Annotated in this window: 26 protein-coding genes and 4 pseudogenes; 12 read left to right on the top strand and 18 right to left on the bottom strand. The window is 42.1% G+C overall.

Features of this window, described 5'->3' with window-relative positions; translation table 11 throughout:
- The 3 genes and pseudogenes from GKR48_RS10175 to GKR48_RS10165 all read right to left on the bottom strand — a co-directional run.
- A protein-coding gene (locus tag GKR48_RS10175; RefSeq protein WP_195848216.1) for an IS5 family transposase occupies window positions 1-771 on the bottom strand; the annotation gives its coding sequence in 2 pieces (ribosomal slippage) (window positions 1-418 and window positions 421-771; 769 coding nt annotated over the 2 pieces). This gene is flagged as partial in the annotation.
- A 9-nt stretch (window positions 772-780) separates the two neighbouring features.
- Complete coding sequence (locus GKR48_RS18165; protein ID WP_154627993.1) at window positions 781-1,242, bottom strand: restriction endonuclease subunit S; 462 nt, start codon at window positions 1,240-1,242, stop codon at window positions 781-783.
- Window positions 1,239-2,786 (bottom strand): annotated as a pseudogene (locus GKR48_RS10165) (N-6 DNA methylase). Before GKR48_RS10165 ends, GKR48_RS18165 begins: the two are co-directional and overlap by 4 nt.
- 213 nt (window positions 2,787-2,999) lie before the next feature.
- Between GKR48_RS10165 and GKR48_RS10160 the strand changes: the two are divergent.
- A pseudogene (locus GKR48_RS10160) lies at window positions 3,000-3,083 on the top strand (IS1595 family transposase); the annotation flags it as partial.
- Between the two features lie 64 nt (window positions 3,084-3,147).
- Here the strand turns inward: GKR48_RS10160 and GKR48_RS10155 are convergent.
- The 4 genes and pseudogenes from GKR48_RS10155 to GKR48_RS10140 all read right to left on the bottom strand — a co-directional run.
- Window positions 3,148-3,633: pseudogene (locus GKR48_RS10155) on the bottom strand (site-specific integrase); the annotation flags it as partial.
- A 421-nt stretch (window positions 3,634-4,054) separates the two neighbouring features.
- Window positions 4,055-4,504, bottom strand: coding sequence for a hypothetical protein (locus GKR48_RS10150; protein ID WP_230088642.1), 450 nt, complete (start codon window positions 4,502-4,504; stop codon window positions 4,055-4,057).
- A gap of 93 nt (window positions 4,505-4,597) precedes the next feature.
- Window positions 4,598-5,563: an XdhC family protein gene (locus GKR48_RS10145; RefSeq protein WP_154627991.1), complete on the bottom strand. Its 966-nt coding sequence runs from the start codon at window positions 5,561-5,563 to the stop codon at window positions 4,598-4,600.
- A 25-nt stretch (window positions 5,564-5,588) separates the two neighbouring features.
- A complete protein-coding gene (locus GKR48_RS10140) occupies window positions 5,589-6,149 on the bottom strand; it encodes a nucleotidyltransferase family protein (protein WP_154627990.1) in 561 nt (186 codons plus the stop codon).
- Window positions 6,150-6,356: 207 nt separating this feature from the next.
- Between GKR48_RS10140 and GKR48_RS10135 the strand changes: the two genes are divergently transcribed.
- The 3 genes from GKR48_RS10135 to GKR48_RS10125 are packed head-to-tail and all read left to right on the top strand — an operon-like array spanning window position 6,357 to window position 10,932.
- Window positions 6,357-9,152 carry a xanthine dehydrogenase family protein molybdopterin-binding subunit gene (locus GKR48_RS10135; protein ID WP_154627989.1) on the top strand — a complete coding sequence of 932 codons (2,796 nt, stop codon included), beginning with the start codon at window positions 6,357-6,359 and terminating at the stop codon, window positions 9,150-9,152.
- Entirely contained in the window at window positions 9,149-9,700 is a 552-nt protein-coding gene (locus tag GKR48_RS10130) for a (2Fe-2S)-binding protein (RefSeq protein ID WP_036954690.1), read from the top strand. Before GKR48_RS10135 ends, GKR48_RS10130 begins: the two co-directional genes overlap by 4 nt.
- Window positions 9,697-10,932: a c-type cytochrome gene (locus GKR48_RS10125; protein ID WP_154627988.1), complete on the top strand. Its 1,236-nt coding sequence runs from the start codon at window positions 9,697-9,699 to the stop codon at window positions 10,930-10,932. Before GKR48_RS10130 ends, GKR48_RS10125 begins: the two co-directional genes overlap by 4 nt.
- Window positions 10,933-11,022: 90 nt before the next feature.
- Here GKR48_RS10125 and GKR48_RS10120 read toward each other — a convergent pair whose 3' ends face one another.
- Complete coding sequence (locus tag GKR48_RS10120; RefSeq protein ID WP_230088640.1) at window positions 11,023-11,994, bottom strand: acyltransferase; 972 nt, start codon at window positions 11,992-11,994, stop codon at window positions 11,023-11,025.
- Window positions 11,995-12,363: 369 nt separating this feature from the next.
- On the opposite strand from GKR48_RS10120, the gene GKR48_RS10115 reads away from it, so the two are divergent.
- The gene (locus GKR48_RS10115; RefSeq protein WP_336431144.1) at window positions 12,364-12,699 is read left to right on the top strand and encodes a hypothetical protein; all 336 of its coding nucleotides are present in this window, start codon (window positions 12,364-12,366) and stop codon (window positions 12,697-12,699) included.
- A 128-nt stretch (window positions 12,700-12,827) separates the two neighbouring features.
- Here the strand turns inward: GKR48_RS10115 and GKR48_RS10110 are convergent, their stop codons facing one another.
- Window positions 12,828-13,352: an Lrp/AsnC family transcriptional regulator gene (locus GKR48_RS10110; protein ID WP_154627986.1), complete on the bottom strand. Its 525-nt coding sequence runs from the start codon at window positions 13,350-13,352 to the stop codon at window positions 12,828-12,830.
- Window positions 13,353-13,501: 149 nt separating this feature from the next.
- Between GKR48_RS10110 and GKR48_RS10105 the strand changes: the two genes are divergently transcribed.
- Window positions 13,502-14,113: a LysE family translocator gene (locus GKR48_RS10105; RefSeq protein ID WP_154603954.1), complete on the top strand. Its 612-nt coding sequence runs from the start codon at window positions 13,502-13,504 to the stop codon at window positions 14,111-14,113.
- A gap of 46 nt (window positions 14,114-14,159) precedes the next feature.
- Here GKR48_RS10105 and GKR48_RS10100 read toward each other — a convergent pair whose 3' ends face one another.
- Complete coding sequence (locus GKR48_RS10100; RefSeq protein WP_154627985.1) at window positions 14,160-15,578, bottom strand: aminotransferase-like domain-containing protein; 1,419 nt, start codon at window positions 15,576-15,578, stop codon at window positions 14,160-14,162.
- Between the two features lie 244 nt (window positions 15,579-15,822).
- On the opposite strand from GKR48_RS10100, the pseudogene GKR48_RS10095 reads away from it, so the two are divergent.
- The 4 genes and pseudogenes from GKR48_RS10095 to GKR48_RS10080 all read left to right on the top strand — a co-directional run bounded on the left by GKR48_RS10095 (window position 15,823) and on the right by GKR48_RS10080 (window position 19,290).
- Window positions 15,823-17,160, top strand: a pseudogene (locus GKR48_RS10095) (cytochrome ubiquinol oxidase subunit I).
- Window positions 17,150-18,160 (top strand): cytochrome d ubiquinol oxidase subunit II, encoded by a 1,011-nt coding sequence (cydB, locus tag GKR48_RS10090; protein ID WP_154627984.1) that lies wholly within the window; start codon window positions 17,150-17,152, stop codon window positions 18,158-18,160. The pseudogene GKR48_RS10095 and the gene cydB overlap by 11 nt, the downstream one beginning before the upstream one ends.
- On the top strand, window positions 18,117-18,296 hold the full coding sequence (locus tag GKR48_RS10085; protein ID WP_154627983.1) for a DUF2474 domain-containing protein: 180 nt from the start codon (window positions 18,117-18,119) through the stop codon (window positions 18,294-18,296). The genes cydB and GKR48_RS10085 overlap by 44 nt, the downstream gene beginning before the upstream one ends.
- Window positions 18,297-18,450: 154 nt before the next feature.
- Entirely contained in the window at window positions 18,451-19,290 is an 840-nt protein-coding gene (locus GKR48_RS10080) for a siderophore-interacting protein (protein WP_272521059.1), read from the top strand.
- A 69-nt stretch (window positions 19,291-19,359) separates the two neighbouring features.
- Here the strand turns inward: GKR48_RS10080 and phoH are convergent, their stop codons facing one another.
- The 4 genes from phoH to GKR48_RS10060 all read right to left on the bottom strand — a co-directional run bounded on the left by phoH (window position 19,360) and on the right by GKR48_RS10060 (window position 23,194).
- Window positions 19,360-20,145 carry a phosphate starvation-inducible protein PhoH gene (phoH, locus tag GKR48_RS10075; RefSeq protein WP_154603958.1) on the bottom strand — a complete coding sequence of 262 codons (786 nt, stop codon included), beginning with the start codon at window positions 20,143-20,145 and terminating at the stop codon, window positions 19,360-19,362.
- 486 nt (window positions 20,146-20,631) lie between these two features.
- Complete coding sequence (locus GKR48_RS10070; protein WP_154628004.1) at window positions 20,632-21,597, bottom strand: endonuclease; 966 nt, start codon at window positions 21,595-21,597, stop codon at window positions 20,632-20,634.
- 323 nt (window positions 21,598-21,920) lie between these two features.
- Window positions 21,921-22,382, bottom strand: coding sequence for a threonine/serine exporter (locus GKR48_RS10065; RefSeq protein ID WP_080675670.1), 462 nt, complete (start codon window positions 22,380-22,382; stop codon window positions 21,921-21,923).
- On the bottom strand, window positions 22,382-23,194 hold the full coding sequence (locus GKR48_RS10060) for a threonine/serine ThrE exporter family protein (RefSeq protein WP_154627982.1): 813 nt from the start codon (window positions 23,192-23,194) through the stop codon (window positions 22,382-22,384). Before GKR48_RS10060 ends, GKR48_RS10065 begins: the two co-directional genes overlap by 1 nt.
- 148 nt (window positions 23,195-23,342) lie before the next feature.
- Here GKR48_RS10060 and GKR48_RS10055 point away from each other — a divergent pair, with 148 nt between their 5' ends.
- The gene (locus GKR48_RS10055; protein WP_154627981.1) at window positions 23,343-23,981 is read left to right on the top strand and encodes a TetR/AcrR family transcriptional regulator; all 639 of its coding nucleotides are present in this window, start codon (window positions 23,343-23,345) and stop codon (window positions 23,979-23,981) included.
- On the opposite strand, the gene GKR48_RS18160 is transcribed toward GKR48_RS10055, so the two are convergent.
- Window positions 23,976-24,383 (bottom strand): hypothetical protein, encoded by a 408-nt coding sequence (locus GKR48_RS18160; protein WP_230088639.1) that lies wholly within the window; start codon window positions 24,381-24,383, stop codon window positions 23,976-23,978. The two genes, GKR48_RS10055 and GKR48_RS18160, sit on opposite strands and share 6 nt — an antisense overlap.
- Before the next feature lie 222 nt (window positions 24,384-24,605).
- On the opposite strand from GKR48_RS18160, the gene GKR48_RS10045 reads away from it, so the two are divergent.
- On the top strand, window positions 24,606-24,923 hold the full coding sequence (locus tag GKR48_RS10045; protein WP_230088638.1) for a DUF5339 domain-containing protein: 318 nt from the start codon (window positions 24,606-24,608) through the stop codon (window positions 24,921-24,923).
- A gap of 71 nt (window positions 24,924-24,994) precedes the next feature.
- Here GKR48_RS10045 and GKR48_RS10040 read toward each other — a convergent pair whose 3' ends face one another.
- The 3 genes from GKR48_RS10040 to GKR48_RS10030 all read right to left on the bottom strand — a co-directional run bounded on the left by GKR48_RS10040 (window position 24,995) and on the right by GKR48_RS10030 (window position 26,518).
- The gene (locus GKR48_RS10040; protein ID WP_154627980.1) at window positions 24,995-25,444 is read right to left on the bottom strand and encodes a universal stress protein; all 450 of its coding nucleotides are present in this window, start codon (window positions 25,442-25,444) and stop codon (window positions 24,995-24,997) included.
- A gap of 189 nt (window positions 25,445-25,633) precedes the next feature.
- A complete protein-coding gene (locus tag GKR48_RS10035) occupies window positions 25,634-25,972 on the bottom strand; it encodes a hypothetical protein (protein ID WP_036954745.1) in 339 nt (112 codons plus the stop codon).
- Window positions 25,973-26,089: 117 nt separating this feature from the next.
- Window positions 26,090-26,518: a universal stress protein gene (locus tag GKR48_RS10030; RefSeq protein WP_006660028.1), complete on the bottom strand. Its 429-nt coding sequence runs from the start codon at window positions 26,516-26,518 to the stop codon at window positions 26,090-26,092.
- Window positions 26,519-26,552 lie beyond the last annotated feature (34 nt).

The following is a 26,552-nucleotide window of genomic DNA, read 5'->3' as shown; positions in this document are numbered from 1 at the left end:
CACAGGCAAGATGCAGCATTGCCTCGTAATTTTCGACCTTCTTCTCCCAACGAGTCAGGACACGACGGTAGCGATTCATCCAACTGTATGTTCTCTCTACAACCCAGCGGTGGGCTTTAAAATCCGTGTTTTTGATGGCTTCTGATTCATCCTTCCGTGACTGGATATGAGGCTCATAGCGACGACTTTTCAGATACGATCCCAACCATTCCGCTTCATACCCTTTGTCCATGCACAACCGGAGCCTCTTGCCCGGTCTGCCCGTCAGGAGGGCATCGAGCGTATCCGCAACCAGCTTTATGTCGTGTGTATTTGCTCCCGCTACCACCACAGAGAGGGGCAATCCGTTCGCATCGGTCATCAGACTGCGCTTTACGCTCCGTTTCCCTCGGTCTGTTGGGTTCCTGCCTGTTTTTTTGAGCCTGCCAGCGGTGATTTAGTCATACAACCATCCATCGACAGCCACGACCAGTCAATAGCGTCCAACTGTTCGCAAGCAAGCAACCCGTTTTGCCAGAAGCGTTCAAATACGCCAGCATCCCGCCACTCCTGAAATCGGCGATGAGCAGAGCTTGACGAGCATATACCGGTGGCATTTAGCGCATTCCACTGGCAACCCGTCCTGAGTACGAAGAAAATGGCGTTCATTGCAGCGCGATTATCAACCCGCTTGCGGTGCGTACCCAGCGGGTGTTGAGTTCTATGCTCCGGGATGAGAGGAGCCATTTTCTCCCAGAGTTCATCACTGATTTGCCACTTGTTACCTGCCATACGTTGCCCTCAGAAATTATCGTAATTCATTATATTATACGATAATTCCTTTTGGGATAGGTTCTTAAAAAAGTAGAATAAGAACTCTGAATTAACAATCGACTGATTAACAGTCAACTTCATTCCTGACTGAGAGATAACATAGCGAGAGTATTTATTATGAGGGATCAATGCTACTTGCCCAATAGTTCCCCTATGCGTAAAAACAAGATCATTAGGTTTACAGTTACTACCGATTAATTCATCTGCTTTTTCATCAGTAAGATAAACAAAGTTACCATCAACATATTTCGCATAATTCATATTAGTACCGCGTATAACTGGTACTCCTGACGGTACAAAGTTATCAGCTTTAATATTTGAGCCAAAAGGCCCCATTGCTATTGCACGTTTATCATCAGATTTAATATCTATAATTTTTTTGACTTGCCAATCAACAGGAATTTCCCCAAATTCAGTTTGCTGTCTCATATCATCACCTTTGCCAAATTCTCAGCAATTGCTTGATTAAGTTTTGTTTCTTCTTCTAATTGTGCTTCAAATTCGGCTTTTAGTGCGGTAAAACGCTCTTTAAAATCAAAATCATCCTCTTCATCAGCAAGACCCACATAGCGACCTGGTGTTAGCACATAATCCAATTCAGCCACTTTATCGATAGCGACAGATGCACAAAAACCCGCTACATCTTCATATTCGCCATCTTTATTACGCCAATTATGGTAGGTATCTGAAATCAGCTTAATATCTTCATCCGATAACACTTTAGTTCGGCGATTAATTAAATGACCAAGATTTCGCGCATCAATAAATAGAATTTCATCACTACGATCTTGATACACCGATGAGTTATTACGATCACGGCGCATAAACCATAGCGCAGCAGGAATTTGCGTATTTAAGAATAATTTAGCAGGCAGGTTAACAATACAATCAATCACATTCGCATCTTTTACTAATGCGGCTCGGATATCACCTTCACCCGACGTTTTCGAAGTTAGCGCCCCTTTAGCCAGTACCACACCCGCTTGCCCTTTCGGTGACAAGTGATATAAGAAGTGCTGCATCCACGCAAAGTTTGCATTGCCTGCTGGTGGGATGCCATTTTGCCAACGGGCATCTTTACGTAATTGTTCACCTGACCAATCAGAAACGTTGAACGGCGGGTTCGCAATAATAAAATCTGCACGTAAGTCTTTATGAGCATCGTTTAAAAACGAGCCTTCATTGTTCCATTTTACTTGCTCAGAGTTAATACCGCGGATAGCCAAGTTCATTTTCGCCAAACGCCATGTGGTTTGGTTAGACTCTTGACCATAAATGGAAATGTTATCAATATTCCCTTAGTGGGATTCAACAAATTTTTCTGATTGAACAAACATACCGCCAGAACCACAGCACGGGTCAAAAATACGCCCTTCATAAGGCTCTAGCATGTGAACCAGTAAGGAAACAATTGACTTCGGCGTATAGAACTGACCGCCCTGTTTACCCTCCGCTAACGCAAATTCACCTAAGAAATATTCAAAAACATGACCTAGTACATCCGCAGAACGTAATTTTGCATCACCTAGTGCAATATCTCCCACAAGGTCAATTAATTCGCCAAGTACCGTTGCATCAAGGTTTTGACGTGCATAAACCTTCGGTAATACCCCTTTTAATTGCGGGTTATCTTCTTCGATGGCTTCCATAGCATCATCGACTAATTTACCGATATTGGGCTGTTTTGCATTATTGAGTAAATTCGTCCAACGTGCTTTTTCAGGCACAAAGAACACATTGTAAGCAAGATACTCATCACTATCTTCGGGATCTGCCCCTGCAAACTCGCCTTGACCCGCTTTAAGCTTTTCATAGTGAGACTCAAACGAATCAGAAATATACTTTAAGAATATTAATCCCAGCACAACATGCTTGTATTCTGCTGCATCAATATTCTTACGCAATTTATCAGCGGCTTTCCACAGGATAACTTCTAACGGTTCAGATTTGGTTTCTTTCGGTTTTTTAGCCATTGTTCCATTACTTACATCAGTAAAAATAATGGAACTATTGTTACTGATTTATAGCCAGAAATCTAATAAAACAGGCTGATAACTTGCGATAGTTATCAAAAGGGTGGATTATCAGTAAATGTCATATTTAATACTTCAACATTGCTTTCAAATTATGAATATTAGATATAATTAGAGCTGTCCTAGATAACTAAGATCATCGAGGATAGTTCCATGAGAAAAAGTAGACTCAGTCAATACAAACAAGAACGGTTACTTGAACTGTTTATTGCAGGCGCCACTGCTCGTATTGCCGCATAGTTGATTGGTGTCCACAGAAATACAGCCGCTTACTATTATTATTAATTCACAGTTTAATATATCATACCAAACTCCCCATATGATCCGCCCACTTCTGCAACCACACTTTGCATTCACTCTCATAACCATATAAATCATACGTTCCTTCGATACCACTACGTGAATGCCCAAGTATCGCCTCCCCCACTTCATTGGGGCAACCTAGTTTAGCTAGCCCAGTACGTACTGTTCGACGTAAATCATGAGGTGACCAATCAGGGATATCTAGCATCTTGCCTTCTTTGCGTAAACGCCACGCACATTCTGTTAGATATTTTTGTTGAATCGGCAACTTGGTTACTTGAGATGGGAAAAGATATTTATCGGAGTTCATGCGCATTGATTTCAAGTAGGTGACTGCTTGCTCGGGTAATTGCACGTATCGTTCAATTCCTGTCTTGGTTTCTTTCAAATGAATAGTTCCTTTTTCAAGATCCACATCATCCCAAGCCATTGCGCACACTTCACCAGTTCGGCATCCTATCCAAAGCGTCAGACGAAAAGCATTGACTGGTAATATCCGTATCAATAGATAGCAAGCTAATCAAGTTAACTTTACCTATAACGCTCTTTAGCATATTATCAAAAAAGGAAAATATAACTTTATGCCACTTTATAATAGTCATTGCGAAGTAAATTTATTGTATGGAATTGTTTAATTTTAACAATAATACGCTATTTTATCAGACACCTTGTTCTAAATGAGTACACCGCTGAGTACAAAATCAATAACACAAAATTAAATCAATAAAAATCAAATAAATATACCCTAAGTTAGGGTTTAATGTGTAAGCCTATATCTTCTTATTAGAAAGTCGTTATTAAAGAGAAAAGCAGCATAAAACTGATTTGGTTTTAGGCTGCTTTTTTAATTTAAGCTCACAATTCTTCACTTCAAATAACCACTATATTGTTCAATTCATCACCTTTTATACTGATACTTTTTCTTGCGCTGACGGTGTAAATAGCGCAATCAACGCCCCAATCAGCAGAATAAACATAAATATTACCGAAAGAGTTGATGAATTAAACATACTGAATGGTGCTAAAAATAATGATGCTGATGTAAAAACAAGCGAAATCATAAATGGATATTTAATGCCAATATCCCTAACTCGTTGCGTCAGAAGAAGTGTAAATATGTAGATTTGGATAATAGCAAATACCGCTTCCATCAAACCAAACAGACTAAAAGAAAATTGGTAATAGAAATTACTTTTCAAAACTAAACCAGCATCCTCTGGATGAGCACTCAAATACCATTGATAGATTAATGTCTGAATGATGCCTAAAACTACCGACCAAAGGATCTCTGCCCCTAAGAAAGACAGCCTAGCTCTTCTTTTGTACTTCCATTGGTGAATGAGCTTAGAAGGCATTATGAATCCTTCCATGTTTTAAAATAGCCATACCTTTCCCACCCACTATTTATTTTCCCAACTCGAAATGGGCAATATTCGCCCATAACAATACTAACCCCGCCCATTCTTATGCGCCACTATGTCAGCCATAATTGCTAACGCAATCTCTGGTGGCGTTTTACTGCCAATTGGAATACCGATAGGCGCATGGATCTGGTCTAGCATTTCAAGCGTTAATCCCCCTGAGTTTAATAAACGCTCTCGGCGCTTGGCACTGGTTCGGGTTGAACCCATTGCGCCAATATAAAATGCAGATGTATTCACAGCTTCCATTAATGTTAAATCATCAATGCGAGGGTCATGAGTCAAAGACACAATGGCGGTATTGGATGCGCTTGGATTCTCTTCTAAAAAGCGTGCAGGGAATATTTTTTTAATCTCAACTTGTTCCGCAATTTGCCCAGCAAAGCGTAACAATTCATCATCGCGATGCTCACAAAGAATCACTTCAAAACCTAATGTAACCGCAAAATTAGCGCAGTAAACGCCGACATTAGAGATACCCGCAATTATCAGCTTGGGTGGCGCCATGATATAAAACTGGATCTCATCGCCATTACGTTCAATATGGGTGGGATGTTGTGAGTTTGGCACCGTCGTGATTTCACTTCTCTGGGGTAACGTCAATTTTTTGATGATGGCGGTATAACCGAGCAGTGCTGTGTGAATCTGTGAGAGGTATTGATGAGAATACGGATTACAGGGTAAATATTCGATCAGAACATCTAAACTCCCTTCACAAGGTAAATTGACTTTGGCTTCCACACCGCCTTGGCCATAGCGAACAACTTGGCTATCTTTTAAATAATGGCCTTGCTGAATTCGTTGCAGAAAATCTTCTTCAATGCAGCCGCCAGAGAGAGAACCTACATACATCCCATCCCCTTTAGCGACCAATAAAGAGCCGGGGCTTCGCGGCGAAGAACCATAAGTATGCAGCACAGTGCATAACCAGACTGGCTCATCCGTTGCCCACTTTATTGCTTGAGAAATCACGGAAACATCTTCGCGTAGCATATTCAGTCCCTATTGATTTTTATTCTTAGTTTTTATTTGGAAGATAATCAATATCTTTAATGACATTCTCATCATTTATCTGCATTTCGTAAACCAATTGATGACGTAATATTGATTTTGCGCCATCATCACCCGATAAATTAAGCAAACTTTGTCGATATTTTTCTGATATTCCGACAGGATGCCCCGGGATGTTTTTATATACAGGTCGCACTAATGAATAATTTTTTAATTCGTTCGCAACTTGAATAAATATTTCGTGAGAAATATATGGCATATCCCCCAATTGAATTAACCAGCCACACCAATTAGAGGTATTTTTTACGCCTAACGCAATCGATTCCCCTAGCCCATCGCTATTTAATACGGAAAATGGAATATTAAAATGTAAACAATTGTTAATGACACCCACATTATCAGCGCGAGTGACCACATGAATAGGCAGTTCACTATTCATTGAATTTACAAGCGTTTTTTCGAACACAGTTTGTTGGTCAATTCGATAATTTAATTTACTTCCTTCACCGCCAGCACGTTGAAAACGCTCACTTTTTCCTGCTGCTAATATTAATATACCTATATTCATGGTTTACATTATACATAATTAATTTTATTGTTTATATTATAAATAATAATATGCAGATCATGCTGGCAATCGCTATTTTTATTATTCATCCAATTCTACTCATATTTCGATGGGAAATTATTGGATGTATAAATATTTATATTACGAAACTAGCAATGAAATAAAAAATAATAATTGAAGCAATGAAAATAAGTGTAAGGGTATATTATGAGCAATAACCATGTCGGACTATCCCGCAGACACTTTATCAAATGTGCTGTTGTTGCGGGGATCTCTTGTTATATCGCCCCTTTGTATAGCCGAGCTTTTGATGTGCTATTCGAGGAAAAAATTCTTCAGGCTCCCGACTGGAACCCTGTCGATAAAAAAATCAAATTCCGAATTGATGGCTATGCCAAAGTGCAAGGTGAAAAAGTCTTTGCAAGAGATATTCGAGCCCGCGATATCCCTCACTGGCCCAAACAACAAGGGCACGCCTTTCTCCTACGTGTCACCCAAGCCGATAAAATCTACGAAGGTTTTAACCTCGAACGACTTAATGATGGCTTAATGCCTGACCGTATTGTTACAGCCAGTGATTTAGAAAAAGATGGCGTCGCCTTCCCTGAATTCTATGGTGAAGATTTACTGTTACCGACAGGAAAAACCCCTGCTTACTTAGGGCAAGCTGTCGCGTTACTGATTTATCATGATTTTGCCAAGTTTAGCTTCGCCAAAGAGACACTCAAATTCCACGACGATGTCATCCAATATGGTGCTTACACAGGACCATTACAGCGAGATCCTTGGGGAACTTATCGCGGGGTTCGTATCGGCGGAGAAACACCATTCTCGCCTGATATATACTCCAGCATGAAAGATATGCCTATCTCCCCGATTGGTATGAAAAAGCATCTCCCTATCTGGCCTGAAGGCCGTGAAGGTGGAAAGCTAGATCAAGAAGGCATGTATTATGCGGATGAACTCGCCAAACAGTTAGAAAATCCGCCGGAAGATTGGCTGATTATCAAGCGTAAATATTTTTCGCAATCTATTGATACCTCTGCATTAGAACCCGATAACGCCAATGGCTGGTATGATGCAAAAACACAATCTTTCCATTTAGTGATCCCAACCCAGTCTCCGCAAGAAGTGGCTGCATCACTGCCTGAAATGCTCGCAAAATCCAAATTCCCGATTAAGCAAATATTCTTACATCCTTGCTTTACGGTGGGTTATGGCTCGAAAGATCACACTCCATTCCCTTATTATGGTGCGATGGCAACCCTGTATGGTGATGGCGTTCCGATCCGCTTAGCCAACGACCGTTATGAACAGTTTCAATCTACCATCAAACGCCATGCGTTTGACATGGACTACACCCTCGCAGTCAATAAGAAAACCCATAAAATTGAAGCACTTTCCGCCTCATTTATTGGGGATGGAGGCGGCCGATGTAACTTTACGCCTTCCGTTGTGATGGTTGCTGCCACTGGCGCCCAAGCCATTTACTACATTCCTCGCAGTGATTTATCGGCGGTGGGTACCGCTTCTCGTGCAGTTGATGCGGGATCTGCTCGTGGTTATGGTACGTTACAGGCCATGGCAGCCACTGACATGATAATGGAAGAAGCAGCCAAATTACTCAAGGCCGACCCTATTGAGTTTCGCCTGAATAACATCATCAAGTCAGGAATGAAAAATACTCAAGGAGCGATCCCGGGTGGTGCAATTCGCGCGGATGAAGTGTTAACCCGTTGTGCTGAGCACCCAATGTGGAAAGAAAGAGCGAAACGTAAAGCCGACTTTGAAGCTAAAAATGCAGGCAAATTATTTGGTACTGGTATTTCTTGCGTTCAAAAAGACTTCGGTACAGGTGCTGAATCCTCCTTTGCGCGCGTTGAACTCACCCCTGAAGGAAAAATAGCCATTTATCATAGTGGTGCAGAGATTGGTACGGGGATGTCCACATCCCAAGCCGTAGTTTGTGCCAAGTGGTTAGGTAAACCTGCGGAAGAAGCCCATTTCTCGGTTGTGGATTGGTCAGTTCTGCCGATGATTTCGACAGGAAACCCATTTGCCATGGCACAAGATGAACAAGATCGCCTCGCCACTAACCCGCTCTGGACACCAAATTACTGCTCTCCAGCCAGCGCGAGTAACTCCGCTTATTATTTCACCCACAGTACGGAAGAAGCTGCTCGATTAGTCTTCGAATATGGTCTGTGGCCTGCAGCGATGTCAATTTGGCAAGAAGGCATTGGTGGTGGGCAAGCAGCTCCGCTCGTGGTTCGTCGTGAAGATGCACGTTGGGTTGCCAATGGTCTCACCGCTGATGGGCTAGAAGTGCTTAGCTTACAGCGCTTAATCGACCGTACATTTGAGATGGGTGGTTTAACTGGCGCAGTTTGCCATGTCTTTAACCGCTGGGAATGGGCTGAAGCTGATTTCAAAATTAATGATGAAACCCGCCGCCTTCCTGTTGATGGTCTTTCTCTACGTTTTGCAAACAAAGATTACCAAGTGTGGCATCGCCAAAAAGCGTATTACCCTGATACTCAAAGGAATAATGCTGGCGTTACCTATTACAGCGCCGTCGCTACCTTATCTGAACTTGCCATCGATAAAGCCACTGGTCATGTCGAATTACTCGACCACCACACCGTGGTTGAATGCGGAAACTTAATTGTACCTCAATTGGTTTCAGGGCAAATCCAAGGTGGATTAGCGATGGGCATTGGTCATGCGCTCCATGAATATTTACCTCTCTACGAAGATGGACCCGGAAATGGAACGTGGAACTTTAACCGTTACCATTTACCCCTCGCGAATGATGTTGCGGTTTGGAAACAAACTAGCGAAATCCTGCCGGGGTTATCCGATACCGACCCACCCAAAGGGGTCGCTGAAGTTGTTATGATCCCTGTCGTTTCTTCCATCGTCAATGCGATTGCTGATGCTACAGGGCACCATTTCTTGAGTCTGCCTGTTCGCCCTAACGATATTCTAGAGGTATTATCATGAGCCTAAATTTTCTACCACTTACCATCAACATTAACGGTCAACAATATGGGCCGATGGATGTTCCTGAAGGTCTCATGATGATTGATTTTCTTCATGAGTATGTTGACCTCACAGGGTCACGACTGGGCTGCGGCCAAGGTATTTGCCACGCTTGTGTGGTTATTTTGGATAATCCATCGGGCACAAGCGAAGAAGTTCGTACCTGCATTACAGGCGCACACTTTTTCAACAATAAAAGCATTCGTACCATCGAAGGGGCTGCCACCAAAGAAGAAAATGGTGACGTTAAATTATCCCCTGTACAAGAAGCGTTTATCGACCACTTTAGTTTTCAATGTGGTTACTGCACCCCTGGTTTTGTCAATGCGGCAACGATTTTTGTTGAGGAATTGCAACGCAACCCAATTGCTGAAGAAGAGCTAGAAGAAGCCATCAAAACGGCTTTAAATAATCATATTTGCCGCTGTACGGGTTATGTTCGTTATTATGAAGCAGTGCGAGATGTTGTGATGAGCACTCCGGGGCTAATCAAGGAGACGATAAAATGATCAAACGTATTATTTTATGGTTGATAGCGATAGCTATTGTCGTCTGGGCGATTCTGTATTGGTATGAGAGTCGCAAGCCGGACGGTCCTGTGCAAAAAGTCACTGCGAGTGCCGAGGAAATTGAGCGTGGTCGCTACTTAACGCTTGCAGGTGACTGTGCCGCATGTCACACCAGCGCAAACGGCGCACCTTTAGCGGGTGGTTTTCCTCTCGATACGCCTTTTGGCACTATTTATAGTAGTAACTTAACGCCTTCTGCTGATTATGGGATCGGTCGCTGGACAAAAGAAGAGTTCCATAAAGCATTAACTGAGGGCGTTTCGCCACCAAGCAAAAACCTCTACCCTGCGATGCCATATACCTCCTATAAAGGGATAACTCGTAGTGATTCTGACGCTATCTACAGCTATTTAATGAGCCGCCCAGCGGTTGATGTCGCACCACCAGAAAACTCACTGCCTTTCCCATTAAACCAGCGCATGGCGATGATTGGATGGAACCTATTATTTTTCAATGATAAACCATTGCCGAATAGCTCCCAAGGCAGTTCTCCAGAATGGGAACGAGGAAAGTATCTAGTCAATGTGCTTGAACACTGCTCTGAATGCCACACACCAAGAGGCGCACTCGGCGAAATGGAGCTAGATAAGTATATGAAAGGCGGTGCATTAGGCCGTTTCACTGCTCCTGACATTACCCCTGACGCCCTCGCAGCCCGTGGCTGGACAAAAGAAGATCTCCAGCAGTTCTTTATGACTGGATTAGCACCGCAAGGTTCAGCCTACAGCGATATGCATCCCGTTATTTACCTCAGCACACAACATTTAACCCCGGAAGATAATAGGGCCATTGCGACCTACCTAATGGGTGATAACCCACCAGCCACATTACCACTCAAAATGGGTGATGGTAACGCAGCAGGTAAGCAGGTTTATCTGGAAAGTTGCTCTGGTTGCCACTCCTATGATGGCAGCGGTAAACCTAATGTAGCAGTGGCGATGAAAGGTAATTCGACCCTGCGTGATGTGGACAGTACCAATCTCATTAATGCTGTATTAGATGGTTTGCCGGAGCAAGCGTTCCCAAATAACCAAAATATGCAAAGTATGCCGGGTTTCGCCAACAAGCTTAATGACCAACAAATCGCGGATTTGGTTAACTTCCTGCGCGTTCAATGGGGTGGACAAGCCGGTGATGTTACCCCTGAGCAAGTTAAAGCCCTGCGTAAATAAGCCATTTTGCTCTTAAATAAAGGCTTACCGAGATTATTCGGTAAGCCTTATTTTATAGACCCCTTCCGTCCCTAATCTTACTATTCTCTATTATTTTCTTACCTTTATTTCAGGGTTTAAAAACCAATGAATGATCGAATTTTTGGCAAGAATTAACGCTAGTATAATGGTGACAAGAGTGAGCAAAATTAAGAGGGGTAAACCCGCTTTGATATGGAATGAACTTAACCCAGTCAATAGTAAGAAACAGATGATCGGATGAATCAAATACACTCCCAATGCGTTATTTGCTATTTTCACAAATTGTTCTGTTGATAATGCAATACAAATAACCGCAATTGAAATTAACACGCCCATTAGAAATGCAAAAACATGTACAAAAAAATGATAAGCAAGTTGATTTTCACCTAAAAGCTTTATTAACTCAGACTCAATCCCAGCAGGGATGTAAATATATATCGCAACCAAAGCTATTACTGCTGGTACGATAAAAAAACCATTTTGTCTGAGCCAAGCTATTTTTCTATCATCACAAAAGTACGCCATAACAAAAAATGGGAAATACTGAAAAATTGCTGAAAAACTAGTGATATCCGATAAGTAAACCTTAGAAAAAAACGCAATAATGATAGACAACAGCAAGGTGATAAACACTCCCCCAATATTATTCTTTATAAATGAAGGCAGTAATAAAAAAACGGCTTGCCATATCGGTACCGCTAAGAAAAACCAAACACCATTTTGAGGGAACAGTAAATATTCTTCGACACTTAATCGATTTGTAAAATAAAGCGGGATCGCATCTATCGTTTGAAACGTGAAATAGATAATTAAAGGTGGGATTAAATGGGCTCGCCAACCTTGCCATAAAATCCCTTTACTTAAATATGCAGCGATAAAAACAAACATCGGGATTAATACCCAATCAAAGACTTCAATCAATATTGAATAATCGGATTTCACAGCTGGATTAACATTTAAATAAAAATTAAAGACAATTAAAGAACTCAATATTAATTTTAATGTTTGCCAATTCGGTAAAGGCCGATTTTTTACCTGCATAGCGAGAGTTCCATTACACATATTCTACCCTATGTTATCATTATTTGATTAGCATTCGTGTACTTTAAAATGACTCCCCTTAATTTAACAAACGTCATAGTAATAATCTAATCCTTGCCGAAAATCTGAGAAATTTTTTCCCTTTACCTGCCACATTCGTGCATTTCGCCTAAAATTGATAACACACCAAACTAACTATGGCGGTTCTAGTCAAGCAAAGTGAAGAGTAGCGGATCCGCACACTGGAAAACGTAACGTTAGTTAATTCGAGGACTGGTCATATCAAACTGAGGAATGTGGAATAGTCTGCTTTTTCACCCTTAATACATTTAGCTTAATTTTAAATGCTAAAATGACCGTCAGGTCAAAGTGACGTTGATTAATGGTCAGTATCAGTACCAGTTTGGAAAATTAAATCAACAGCCTGATATTGAAATTACCCGTAGCCCTAAACAACTTACGCAGGGCTTTTTCCAAACCCGCTATGCGGATACAGATACTGGTTATGCAGCGTCCCAAGAAATCGATTTTAAAAACGGCACTTATACCTATACCATTTTTACAACTCATTCAGGCTCTAAAATAGAATCAGGGGTTGTGGTTTATAACAAAGATAAGCAACTGACAAAGATTGTCTGTGTGCCAAATACCGTTGTTGACAATATTTATGAGCACCTTGCTGAAATTCCTGAGCGCCCAGAATAATATCTCTGGCGCTATATCCGCCCATTAATAAGTAGTCAATACAAATTGGCAAGCTGCTCAATAATATCCATTATGATTATTGAGCAGTCTAGAAGGGTAAATAAGTGGATTTCATAAGCTTATAAAACTTATAAAGGAAGTGCATACGTCACTTTGACGGTCTCCATCGGCACTTCCGTTTTGATACTCTGCACACTGCTTATTTGCGTCAAATAATCGGCATGAAAACGGCGATAGGAAGCCATATCTTCCGTCACAATACGGATCAGTGCATCACACTCACCTGCCATTAAATGGCACTCCACCACTTCTGGCATTTGCTGAATATCGGCAACAAATTGGTTAATGGTTTGCGCATCTTGAGTTTTAAACCAAATACGTGCAAACAGGGACAAACCTGCGCCAATCTTTGCACCATCCAACACCGCAACATAACGTTTAATTACGCCAGCATCTTCCAGCAACTTAACGCGTCTTAAGCAAGGTGACGGGGATAAGCCGACTTCTTTTGCCAGTTCAACGTTTTGAATTTTTCCATCACGTTGCAGCACCTGCAAAATATGTTTATCAATCGCATCTAATTTGATTGCGGATGAGCTACTGTGTTCCAGCTCATGTTTTTCTGCATAATGCGAGCCAGTAGTCTTTGGCATGCGAACCTCTTTTGCTTTTATTTTTTGATATTAAATGTCAAATAAACATCCATGACAAGCAACAAAACAACCAAATTCCAACGGAAAATAGCTATAATAACCAAACTTTTTCTCTTCATAAGAAAATAATAATAAATAGAGGTGTTTGGATGGATCTACAAACGTTATTGCTGTTTAGTGCAACTGTCATTCCTTTAATTTGCACACCAGGTCCCGATATTTTATTTATCTCATCGCAAGGGTTATCAGGCGGTATCGCGGCTGCATGGAAAGCCAATTTGGGTATTATCCTCGGCTATGTGACCCATGCCATTTTAGCGGCACTTGGCCTCGCAGCTATTGTTGCAACTTCACCGATTATCTTCCAAACCATCAAATGGGTGGGAGTCGCCTACGTCGCTTACTTAGCCGTTCGTATGCTGTTATCGGCCATGAAATCGAGAAAGTTCCAGATTAACGTCGTTTCCACGCAAGCTGTGATTGGCAAAGCGTTTCTCACTAGCTTCCTTAACCCTAAGGGGTTGCTAGTTTATTTCGCAATTTTGCCTAATTTTATCCATGTTTCCGAAAGCGTTGCAATACAATCTTTAATCTTATCAGCGACTTTTATCACATCATGCATCATTATTTACGGTGCTATCGGCATGATATTCGCATCAATGCATAATCGCCAACAATATAGCGATAAAAAACGTCGCATTACAGAAGGTGTTGCTGGCGGAATGTTAACCTTTGCTGCCATCGGACTTGCAAGCAGCTAATCAACTCTCAAGGGTGAACGCGACTTTCACCCTCACCCCATTTTCCCTATTTAAGCCCCGTTAATCGATGGCATAAACGGCCTAAAATTTGCATCGCCTGTTCGAGCCTGTCATTCCATGCAAATGACGCATTTAGTCGAAATGCATGATTGAATTGATCGCTGGTAGAGAACATGCTCCCCGGCGCGATGCTAATGCCTTCTTTCAACGCCAATTGATACAGCTGGATGGCGTTAAATGGCGGTTCAAATTCCAACCATAAAAAATAGCCCCCTTTTGGGGTGTTCACTTTAACGGTGGACGGCATATATTTCGCGATTGCGCTCAGCATGATATGTTGCCGCTGCTCCATGGTTTGGCGCAGTTTGCGCAGATGGTTATCATACCCCCCTTGAGACAAGTATTCCGCAATCGCCAACTGAGTTGGCACGCTGGCAGAAACGGTGCTCATCATTTGTAGATGCTGAATTTTGCTCGCATGATGACCTGCTGCCACCCACCCAACACGGTACCCTGGTGCTAAACATTTCGAAAATGATGAACAGTGGAAAAAGTTTCCTTGTGAATCGAGTGATTTTGCAGGAATAGGTTGCTGATTACCAAAGTAAAGCTCGCCATACACATCATCTTCGATCAACACAATTTTGTGACTGTTCAAAATATTCACTAACCGCTTTTTATTGGCAGGAGGCATCGTGCCGCCTAACGGGTTTTGATAGTGCGTCATCAACCAACAGGCTTTGATCGGATATTTATCCGCAATGTCCTCTAATGCATCGAGATCAATCCCAAATAATGGGTCAGTTTTGATAGCAATCGCTTTAAGTTTTAAGCGCTCTATTGCCTGCAAGGAACCATAAAATGCAGGGGATTCAATCACTACCCAATCCCCCGGTTGAGTGACGGCTTGCAAGCTCAGCACTAAGGATTCCATTGCCCCTGCCGTGATCACAATTTCATCGGGGGCGACGTGGATCCCTTGCGTTGCATAGCGCTGGGCAATATTGCGGCGCAGCTGTTCATTTCCCGGTGGTAAATTGGTGGTGGTATTGGTTTTCGATAAACGACGCGCCACCGAAGCGAGAGACTTGGCTAATTTTGGGTCATCCAGTAAAGCGGGTTCTGGGAAAGCAGAGCCAAATGGGATAATATCGGGGTCTTTGCAAGCTTGTAGAACACCGAAAATCGAGGCGTTTATCTCCACATTTTCATTTAAATGGAGCCCTTTTCCCCCTTTTGCGGCGGCAAATGCGTTATTGCGATTTGCAACATAATAGCCAGATTGCGGGCGCGCAGCGACCCACCCCTGACTTTCCAGTAACTGATAAGCTTGCACCACTGTCATTAAGCTTAAACCCGATTGCTTAACGCTCTCTCTGAGTGAAGGTAGCCTGTCACCTACTTGCCAAATATTATCTTCAATCTGTTGACGAATTTGTGCTGCTAACTGTTCGTATCTCGTCATTCCCGCCTCACTGTTATAGGTGATTTGCTAAAAATTGTTACTATTATAGTTTATCGTCTCATGTTCTACTTATCCACACATTCACCTGACTTTTTTTAACTATAACCACAAAACATTTTTAGTTGGATTTATGAGTGTTAACAATCCAGTGAAATCAATTATTTATTGCTAAGGAACAGCCCACAATTGCTTCGCAATGGCTGGAAATGTGGCGTGTCGAAATCAATTCCATTCAGGGGTCAATATGTTTGGACTAACTGCGCTGGAGCTTGCCCGTATTCAATTCGCGTTTACGGTATCGTTCCATATTATCTTCCCTGCCATCACCATCGGGCTTGCCAGTTTTTTGGCAGTTCTCGAAGGTTTATGGCTCAAAACCCGCGATACTGACTATATAAAATTGTTCCATTTTTGGTCAAAAGTGTTTGCCGTCAATTTCGGTATGGGTGTCGTTTCTGGATTGGTGATGGCATACCAATTTGGGACTAACTGGAGTTTCTTCTCGGATTTTGCAGGTGGCATCACCGGCCCACTCTTAACCTATGAAGTGCTCACCGCCTTTTTCTTAGAGGCTGGCTTCCTCGGTGTCATGCTATTTGGTATGAACCGCGTGGGCGAAAAGCTTCACTACTTTGCGACGTGCATGGTTGCACTCGGCACCATCATTTCAACCTTCTGGATCCTTGCATCCAATAGCTTTATGCAAACACCTCAAGGTTTTGAAATTATCAATGGGCGAATTGTCCCTGTTGATTGGTTAGCGGTGATCTTTAACCCCTCATTCCCATACCGCTTACTCCACATGACCACTGCGGCATTCTTGGCAGCGGCGTTTTTCATTGGTGCATCCGGCGCGTGGCATTTACTCAAAGGCAATAAATCCTCTGCCATGAAGAAAATGTTCTCCATGTCCTTGTGGTTGATCCTGATTTTAGCGCCAGTCCAAGCTTTCATCGGCGATGCTCACGGGTTAAATACCCTAAAATATTAGCCTGTTAAAGTCGCGGCAATGGAAGGTCACTGGGAAAATAAACCTGGCGAAGCCACCCCGCTGATCCTTTTCGGTATTCCTAATATGGAAAAAGAAAAAACCGAATATGCCATTGAAATTCCTTACATGGCGAGCCTGATTTTGACGCACAGCACTACCAAACAAGTTCCAGCCCTTAAAGAGTTTCCGCCTGAAGATAGACCGAATGTGTTTATGGTGTTCTGGTCATTCCGCGTAATGGTGGGCTTAGGCATGTTGATGATTGCTGCGGGTGTTTGGGGACTGTGGCTGCGTTCACGTAAAAAACTGTATGACTCTAAATTGTTCCTGCGTTTTATGTTCGTCATGGCGCCATCAGGGTTAATCGCCATCTTAGCCGGTTGGTTTACCACCGAAATCGGTCGCCAGCCTTGGGTTGTCTACGGTTTACAACGTACAGCAGATGCCGTGAGCGCCCATGGTGAAATGCACATGAGCGTGAGCTTGCTAGCCTTCTTTGTGGTGTACGGCGGCGTATTTGGGATCGGCTACATGTATATGATGAAATTAATTCGTAAAGGTATCTCCGAGGAGGCAACTCATGGGCATTGATTTACCACTAATTTGGTTTGTCATCATCGTTTTTAGTATGTTGATGTATATCGTGATGGACGGTTTTGACTTAGGTATTGGTATTTTGTACCCAGCTCTAAAAGAGAGCCAAGACCGAGATTTGATGATGAACAGTGTGGCACCGGTTTGGGATGGTAACGAAACATGGTTAGTGCTTGGTGGTGCGGCGCTATTTGGAGCATTCCCATTAGCCTATGCCATTGTTTTAGATGCGCTATCCATCCCTCTTACCTTTATGTTGCTAGCACTGATTTTTCGTGGGGTCGCCTTTGAGTTCCGCTTCCGCGCCGATGAGTCTCATCGCCGCCGCTGGGATCACGCCTTTATTTGGGGCTCGATTCTTACCACATTCTCTCAAGGAATTGTGATTGGCGCGTTTATTCAAGGCTTCCACGTTGAAAACCGTGTGTATATGGGTGGTTATTTTGACTGGTTCGCACCTTTCCCTCTGTTCTGTGGATTCGGTTTAGTCGTCGCTTATGCCTTGCTGGCATGTGGCTGGTTGATCATGAAAACGGAAGGACACTTGCGCAAAACCATGTATCGCGTGTTAACCCCATTAACACTGGTCATGTTGGCGGTGATTGGCGTGATAAGCGGGTGGACCCCCATGTTGAATGACGCGGTTTATGCACGCTGGTTTAGTTTGCCGAACCTGTTTTTCTTCTTACCCGTTCCTTTATTAGTGTTCGGCTGTGTGTGGATCATTTTAAAAAGCGCCAAACGTCAACGTTACGATAGCGTGCCATTTCTCGCTGCACTCATGCTGATTTTCTTAGGATTTACAGGATTAGGCATCAGCATTTGGCCAAGTTTAATTCCACCAGCAATTACCTTCCGCGATGCAGCTGGCCCTTCAGAAAGCTTAGGTTTTATGCTGGTTGGCGCTCTGTTCATCATCCCTGTTATTTTGGTTTATACCTATTGGAGTTACTATGTCTTCAGAGGAAAAATTACCCCAGATCAAGGCTATCACTGATACAACCGCCAGTTCACCTTGGTGGAAGAAACTCGGTTGGATGGCAGCAATTTGGTTAGGAAGCGTATTCGCACTATTCGCATTCTCTTCCTTATTTAGATTGTTGATGACCGCCGCTGGCATGAAAGTGAAGTAAGCCCTTTGCCGCAGCATTAAAATGCTGCGGCATGTTTATAATTAGACGCTCAATAATCCTGCATCTTTTGAATAGTTTTCCTATAAACATTCATGATATGATAATGATAATAATTAACATATAATAATATTATCATTAAGAAAGGAGACGGTTAGTGGCTAGTGAACAGACTGTTGAAAAAAATATCTACCGCCCAGCGCCCCCACAGCTTATTCAAGTTAAATCCATTGTCGATATCAGCCCTTCTATCCGCAGCATCACATTTACGGGTGAAAAGTTAGCCAGTTACCCAGAGGAGTGTGAAGGTGGTCATCTCAAAATTTTTATTGCCCCTGACCATCAAAGCCAACCCGCGCTTCCTTTCCTTACTGAAAAAGGACGTAGCTGGCCAGAAGATAAGCCGCGCCCTTTTGTACGCACTTACACCGTTCGCGCTATTCGCCCTGAGCTCAACGAAATCGATATTGAGTTTGCCATGCATGAAGGGGTGACAGGCCCTGCTTATCTGTTTGCCCGTGATGCAAAACCAGGTCATTGGCTGGGGATCACTAACCCAGGAGGGCCTGACCCACTACTGCCTATCCGCGCACATTACTTTATGGCGGGTGATTCAAGCTCTTTACCTGCGATTGCGGCGTTACTGGAAAAAATGCCTGCTACAGCAACGGGACGCGTCGTTTTACGCCTTGACCACCAAGCGGATATTCGCGAGTTAACCAAGCCAGCTAGCATCGAAATTGATTGGATCTGCGGAGACATTAGCCAAACCACCAATCTGATTAATACCTTTAAATCTTGGGATATTCCAGAGTCCGATGTGGGCTTTTGGATTGCTGGCGAAGACCAAATTATCCGTGAATTACGCCGTTATATTCGACGTGAGAAAGGTTTTGGTCGCGATGATATCTACGCAATTCCTTACTGGCGATATGGCTATGATGAGGAAGGTTATCATCATGAACGTCACGCCGTCATGGACAACCCTGACGACTAATAAAAAACTGCCCCTATACTGGGGCAGTTTCATGCATTAATTAGCCTGTGTAGCTAGTTAAACTAGTTATTAGTCATTGTAAGCCAGCAGGGCCTTGTGACACAGCTGGGATCTCACACAATCATCAATTGTGAAATTGACCATCGAGACCATTTCATCGCTACTAAAGCGCTGTAATGCATCCCCCAAACCTGACTGAACGCCGCTTGGTAAATCACATTGAGTCACATCTCCGTTCACAATTACCGTTACGTTCTCACCCAAACGAGTTAAAAACATTTTCATTTGAGTGACTGTGACGTTCTGTGCTTCATCGAGGATAACAATCGCATTTTCGAATGTGCGACCACGCATATAAGCAAATGGCGCTATTTCGACTTTAGCTATCTCAGGGCGTAAACAATACTGTAGGAACGAAGCGCCTAATCGCTTCATTAATACGTCATAAACAGGTCGGAAATAAGGCGCGAACTTTTCAGACATATCTCCCGGTAAGAAACCAAGATCTTCCTCCGCTTGCAACACGGGTCTCGTGACAATGATTTTGCTAATTTCCTTGTTAATCAAGGCATCCGCGGCCAATGCAGTACTGATATAAGTTTTCCCGCACCCTGCCTCACCGTTAGCGAAAATTAACTGCTTGTGCTTGATGGAATTAATATAGAGCTTCTGGGCTTCATTACGTGGTGCTATTGGAGTTTCATCGCGACGTTCTTTCGCCATACCTATCGGCTCAATGCCTGTAAATTCAGCGAAGGAGGTAACATTGTTCATATCATACCTCCCTGAACGGTCTTTGCGTGATGTACGTTTCATCTCACGACGTGCTTTTGTTGCAGCTTTCTGTCTACTCATAGTATTAACCCTTCCAGGTATCGATGATGTCAATTCAGATGACGAACTATTCAAAACAGAGAGGAGCTCCCTTCAAGCTCTTGTGTAACACTGGTTGATAATTCAGGTATAAAAAAACCGGTTAGCAATCTCATCATGTCAGTTTCATGATGGAGTGGTAACCGGTCTCGCACATTGATTAACAAACACCTAGTTCTCATTAGTTTCTCCTATACAGGCGATACTCGTAAACTAAAGAATCTGTATGACAATATTATGACAATATAAAAAATACTCGAACTCACGACAAAATATTGCATTGGCCCGAATATCATCAACCTACAACGTTTCCATACAATAAATATAGCGCGAGTTTTTTTTGAATGACAACTTTAAATTAACAAAAAATGTGTAAATTCACGTATCTATCAGATAAAATGTGAGAAATATCATATAAAAGCTGCAATAACCCACCTGCTTTATTGCATTATTACAGCTTACATTTGATTAACGCGGTTTGCAGTTACCCGCAAGCTGATAACCTGCAGCTTGCGCCTCGGATTCATTGGCAAATAATTCAGCATTTTTATCCGACAAGGTTTTGAACCCTGAACAGTGGGATAAATGATATTTCTTTGAATTACGGTTACCTTTTACCTGCGTCTCGCTTTCCTTGTTTGGGGAGGATTGAGGTACAGGCTGAGGGAGTTTTTCGCTGGGCTTATCACTCATATTTAAGCCATCGCCGCTATTTTTGTGCCCTAAACTCCATACTCTTTCGCCCGTCACAAATGGGTTATGGTGCCCCATCACTTTAGCAATGCGCTGATCACGTTTTTGTTCCCATTCATCCACCGGATGCTGTTTATCCCACGCCATAAATAACTGCTGCTGTTGGCGTGACATGGATAAATTATAGCGGTCATGCATATAGAAATAGACCCGAGCAACCTGCCCTTTCACCTCGTCGCGTGGCTCAAAGATTTTCTGTTTAAAATCAATGCGACTACGACATACACCGTAAGAATAAGGCGCATTTGCAGGTAACTGACCATAGCTCCAATTACTGCGGTCACCGTTCACTTCTCCAATTGAAGGCGCGAGGTTATGCATATCTGCCTCCATTCGAGAAAATACCGGATCAGTTGAAACGCAATTTTTGCGTCCTCCCTTTTGCCAGCACTGTCTTTGATGACCAAACACCCAAGCAGGAACAATATGTTCCCATTCAATACGCTCAGCACGGCTCTGCTGCTTACGCACTTGGTAGCCGCATGAGGCTAAATCAACTTGCCCACCACTTTTACCTGCCCATTCCCACTCACAGCCACAATATAGCGTTCCTTGTCCCTGATGATTTTGATCACCATAAACGAGGTTTTTACTGGACGTTTTCGCTTCAGTGAAATTGTTCGGTGCAGCATAAACGGAAGAGATAAATAACGAGGAAAAACATACTAACGCAATGATCATGCGCGAAAAATAAAAAATCTGTTTCAAAATAACACCATTGATAAGAAAAAAAGCAATTTATTAAATACAACACGTAAGTTATTCATGCAAAAATTGCTGAATGAGCTATGTATACTCGCTAGTTGGATGAAATATAAGTCTTTTTGATATCAATTGGTACTCAATTTTATTACATCAAAAGCAATATCGGAATTTGTGCAATAATATACAAAGAATAGATAGCAAGCTTGGCGAACAAAAAGCGTTAATCGCTATCAACTAACGCTTTTACTATTGCGTGATTTATTGCTCAAAGGGTTCTAGCAGTAAAACCTTTGTGAGTATCAAACACTTGGCTTTTTGCGATATAACCACAACCCAGGTAACGAAATGCCGATAGAGAGCGCACCGACAATAAAAGATGCCCTTAAAAAATAAGTAACCAGCGTTTCCATTAACTCTGGGGTATAGCCATATTGAGAAATTTTCACCACAGAAATCATTGCTATATAGGCGCTGATCCCCGGAAACATAGGAATAACCGCTGCAACAGTAAAAACTTTCGGATGAGCCAGCCACCAACGCGACCACTGAATCCCTATCATGCCAATTAAAATCGCAGCAAGAAAACTCGCCCATTCAATTTGCAATCCCAGCGACATTAAAATCATTCGTGAACCATAACCAATCGCGCCTAATAACCCGCAATATTTCAATGCCCTCACTGGCACATTAAACACCATTGCAAAACCGACAGCAGGGACAGCCGCTAAGACCATTTTCTCAATTAGCTCAATGAAAAACATTAGGCCCACTCCCTCAGATTCCAAATGATCATCGCCAATACAACGCCAATACAGGTTGCCAGCGTTAATAAGCTGGCCATCATCCAACGAGCAATTCCTGTATTCACGTGGCCTTTGAACATATCCGCCACCGCATTAATTAATGGAAATCCGGGAACTAACAACAGCACGCTTGCCGCCATCGCAATGGTTTCAGTCACATTTAAATAGGGCACTTTAAGTAATAAACCCGAAACGGATGTCGCGACAAATGCTGTAATGCAGAAGTTAATCAATGGGTTAATCTGGCGAGATGTTAACACTTGCCGGATATACATCGCACAGCCACTCGCCATAAAGGTGATCAACGCACTTTCCCAACCACCTCCGTTAAGGGAACTGAAGCAAGCACAAGAAAGCGCCACCATCACCACCATTAGCCAGCGGGGATAACGTAGTGGCTTGATGCCTGCTAATTTTTTTTGTAGTTGTTTGCGGTCAAGTAAATGGTGTTCAACGAGGATCACTGCATGCTGAACCTCTGTCACCACATGCATATTAATGCCACGGTCAATAATCCGCCGAGTCGATGTTAAACAACGCCCATCGATGATTGTGGTTAATACGAGTGAGTTAGATGAAATTGCACTATCTACTTGACTAGCGCCCAAAGCGATGCCTAAACGTGTTGTTAACTGCTCAACCAACATACTCTCAGCGCCATGCTGTAATAGCAGCAAACCGCATTCAATACACAGCTTTGTAATTTCTCTCTGTGTATCAACAAGCATTTCTTCTTCCTGCGTTTTTTCATCCGCTATGCAATCCTTCATTCTCTCCCCCAAGGATTTGACAAAAATTCAGATATTGATTTAAACATGATAATATTCATATACATCATAGAGGAAAATAACAAACTGAATTATGACCTCTTTCAGATAATTTAGTCCCGTGCCGCCATTTTGTTAGGAAATTGATTTCATGAACCAAACAAGTTCAGCCAAAACACCAAAAGGACAGCGCCGCCATCAAGCACTTATTATGGCTGCAGCGGATATTTTTCTGCAATACGGCTTTGAAGGCACGACATTAGATATGATCATCGAACGCGCGGGTGGTTCCCGGTCGACGTTATATAAAAACTTTGGAGATAAAGAAGGCTTATTTGCCGCAGTCGTGGCACATATGATAGACGATATTTTTACCGAACCAGACCATAAAGAGCCGCCTTTAAACAACATAGAAGCGGTATTATCGTTTTATGGTTCGCGTTTTTTAGTCAATGTGATTAAACCCCAATCTATCGGGCTATATCGCCTAATATTGGGTGAATACAACCGCTTCCCTGATATTAGCCAACTCTTTTTCGAACAAGGCCCCGTGCAAAGCTATCAGCGCCTTGCCGAAAAGCTTGCACAAATTCCGACTGTCAAAGTCGATAAAGCCACACTGTTAAGTATTTCATCCCGTTATCTAGAGATGCTAAAAGCGGATGTTTTTATCAAAACCTTCTGTGTCGAAAACTTTAAACCTAGCGATGAATTTATCCATCAACAAATCGGGCTTTCCGTGGATATCATCGCTAGCTATATTCGTAAAATTAGTGCTAGTAAATCATAGCCCATTTAAAATTTCAGTGGCTCGCTGTTGCGCAGCTTGAGAGCTTTCCACTAAAAAAACTTCAGACCCATACAGAGATGAAATAACAGGTGCAGTGCGCTCCATTTCATCTTTATCCCCCCCATCTGGCTGTAACGTGATCACCATCGCTCGACAATATTCTGCCATCGTCTCTCTTCCATCTTTCAACCAACGACGCACAAATTTCATACATTCCATATCTTCTGCTGTTGGTTTCCCTTTCTGTTCCATAGGTGGATAAATTAAAACAAACGGGGTCTTTTTCGCTAATAATTGCTCAAGTTCCGATAACCATGACTGAGTTTCCACCATTGACGTTGGAAACGTATTCATAGCGCAGACAGGCCAGCTCTGAGTATTAATCATAATACTGTTATTCATTATCATTCCTTACGTTGGGTTGTTAACTCAATAAAGTGTACTGAAATGTACACTTTATCATTGCAGGCAGTCAAGAATGATTCTCATTTATAGTTTGCAATTTATGCTATAGCCACTTCCTTTAATATTGGTATGATTAATTTGATAAAAATTAAAACGCATTGAAATATTCATCATTGGCCGATGTCTTTTTAAAAAATGGGATGCTATGCTGGCCGAAATATGACTTTTGAAAGTGAAAATATAATGAAGAATATTCTGCCAATTGCATTGGGCCTATTTGTTTCGCTGACTGCATTGAATGCAAATGCAGGACAAGTTTGTGACAAATATTTCAAAGAAATGAATGCGCTAGTTCAACAAGCGGAAGAACAATATAAAAACGAGCCTAATGCGAGTGAACAAATCGCATTAATGAAGTCGCAATTAGAAGACGCTAGGAAAACCCTCGCAAGTTATCCTGAGGATACGCAAGAGCAAGCATGCGGCCAGGCATTAACAGCTATTGAGCAGGCAAAAGAAACTGTCAATAAATCCTAATTGCTCCAAAGAAAAAGACCTGATAGCTCAGGTCTTTTTTATGAATCCAGTCTGTGTATTAAATAATAAAACTATCTTACGACTAAAACGGATATTTTTGCATAAGAGACGATCCCTGAAGCATTCGAACCTAATAAGTGGGTTGAAATACTTGGGTTACGTGAGCCAACCACAATAAGGTCGGCATGAACTTTCTCAGCTTCGTCTAATACTTTTTCTCTTGGCGAACCGAACTCCACTTTATAAGAGATCCTATCCGCGGGGAAATCCATATCTTTCACAATGTGATTAACCAGTTCAACCAGCTGTTCTTCCGAACGTTCAATAGCCTTTTTCGTAAATGAGGTGAGCAAATCATAATGATAGCTATAACTCATCGAAAATCTTGAAACATCCGGCACTGAGTGAAATAGATGAATGTTAGCGTTATCCATTTTTGCTAAATGAATGGCTTGCTTTAACGCTTTATCGGTCAATGCATCTTCAGAAATATCAACGGGAACCAAAATAGTTTTATTCATATAAGCCCCTCTCAAGGATGTATCTCTCATTCAATTTGTTCGTTTTTTGAATAGATGAGATAGCGGTTTAATGGTTATTGTTTTGCCAAGAAAAGTATAGTCTGAATAAAATGAAAATGTCGTGAACTGGTTTACTAATCTGACAATCAATTCAGTAAAATAATCACAACATTTGGCAACTTATTCAATCTAATCCTCTTCTAGATGCCATTTATGTAATATTCGATGAATAAATGGCGTGACGATTAAGCCAATACTAATAATGAATACACTTTGTAAAAATAAACCATAAATAGCGATAAAGAAACGGCCTGTTTGGGTGATTGGTGCAGGCTCAATCGCTTGACCACTCAGCATTGATAATGCGTTTAGCATAGATTCCATTATCGAATGCCCTTCAATAAAATAAAAACCAATAATCCCAGGCAGTAAGCCAATAAAAAACACTAATAACGCTAAAAAATAAAAACGCAGAACTCGCAAAACAAAATGCTCCATGCGCATTAATTCTTTAGTGAATTTCTCCATAAAAATCCTACTCAATCCATACCGATATGCCAATTTAACAATGATCTTGTAAACGACATAAAAAAACCTATGCAACATTATGGAAACTTCATTGCATAGGTTTTAAAAAAGAATAAATTAACGAACAACCAGTACGGATGTTTCTGCGTAGCGAACAATTCCTGCCGCTGTGGAACCTAACAAGTGGGTCGTAATATTTGGACGGCGAGAACCAATCACAATAATATCAGCATTAATATCCTTTGCGGTGTTAATCACTTCATCACGAGGTGAACCAAACGTGATAGTGTAACTGACATCATCATGAGGAAGATCAATCGAATCCATCAACATTTTCATGTCTTCTTCTGCTTTCACTGTCGCTCGGTCTTTAATTTCCATATAACCCAACGCATACGCATTTATAATCGCCGAAGAGATAGGCAATACGTGGATCAGATGAATTTTTGCGCCAGATTGTTTCGCTAAATTTACCGCATGACGAACCGCTTTACTGGTCAACTCTTCTTCAGTGAGATCGATAGGGACCAAAATCGTTTTGTACATAAGCCCTCCTGATAAATTATCGAATAAACATTAA

This window comes from Providencia sp. wls1943 (assembly GCF_009706275.1).
Taxonomy (GTDB): Bacteria; Pseudomonadota; Gammaproteobacteria; order Enterobacterales; family Enterobacteriaceae; genus Providencia; species Providencia zhijiangensis.
Note: the sequence above shows the minus strand (reverse complement) of the source record. Positions and strands in the feature narration are given on the sequence as shown.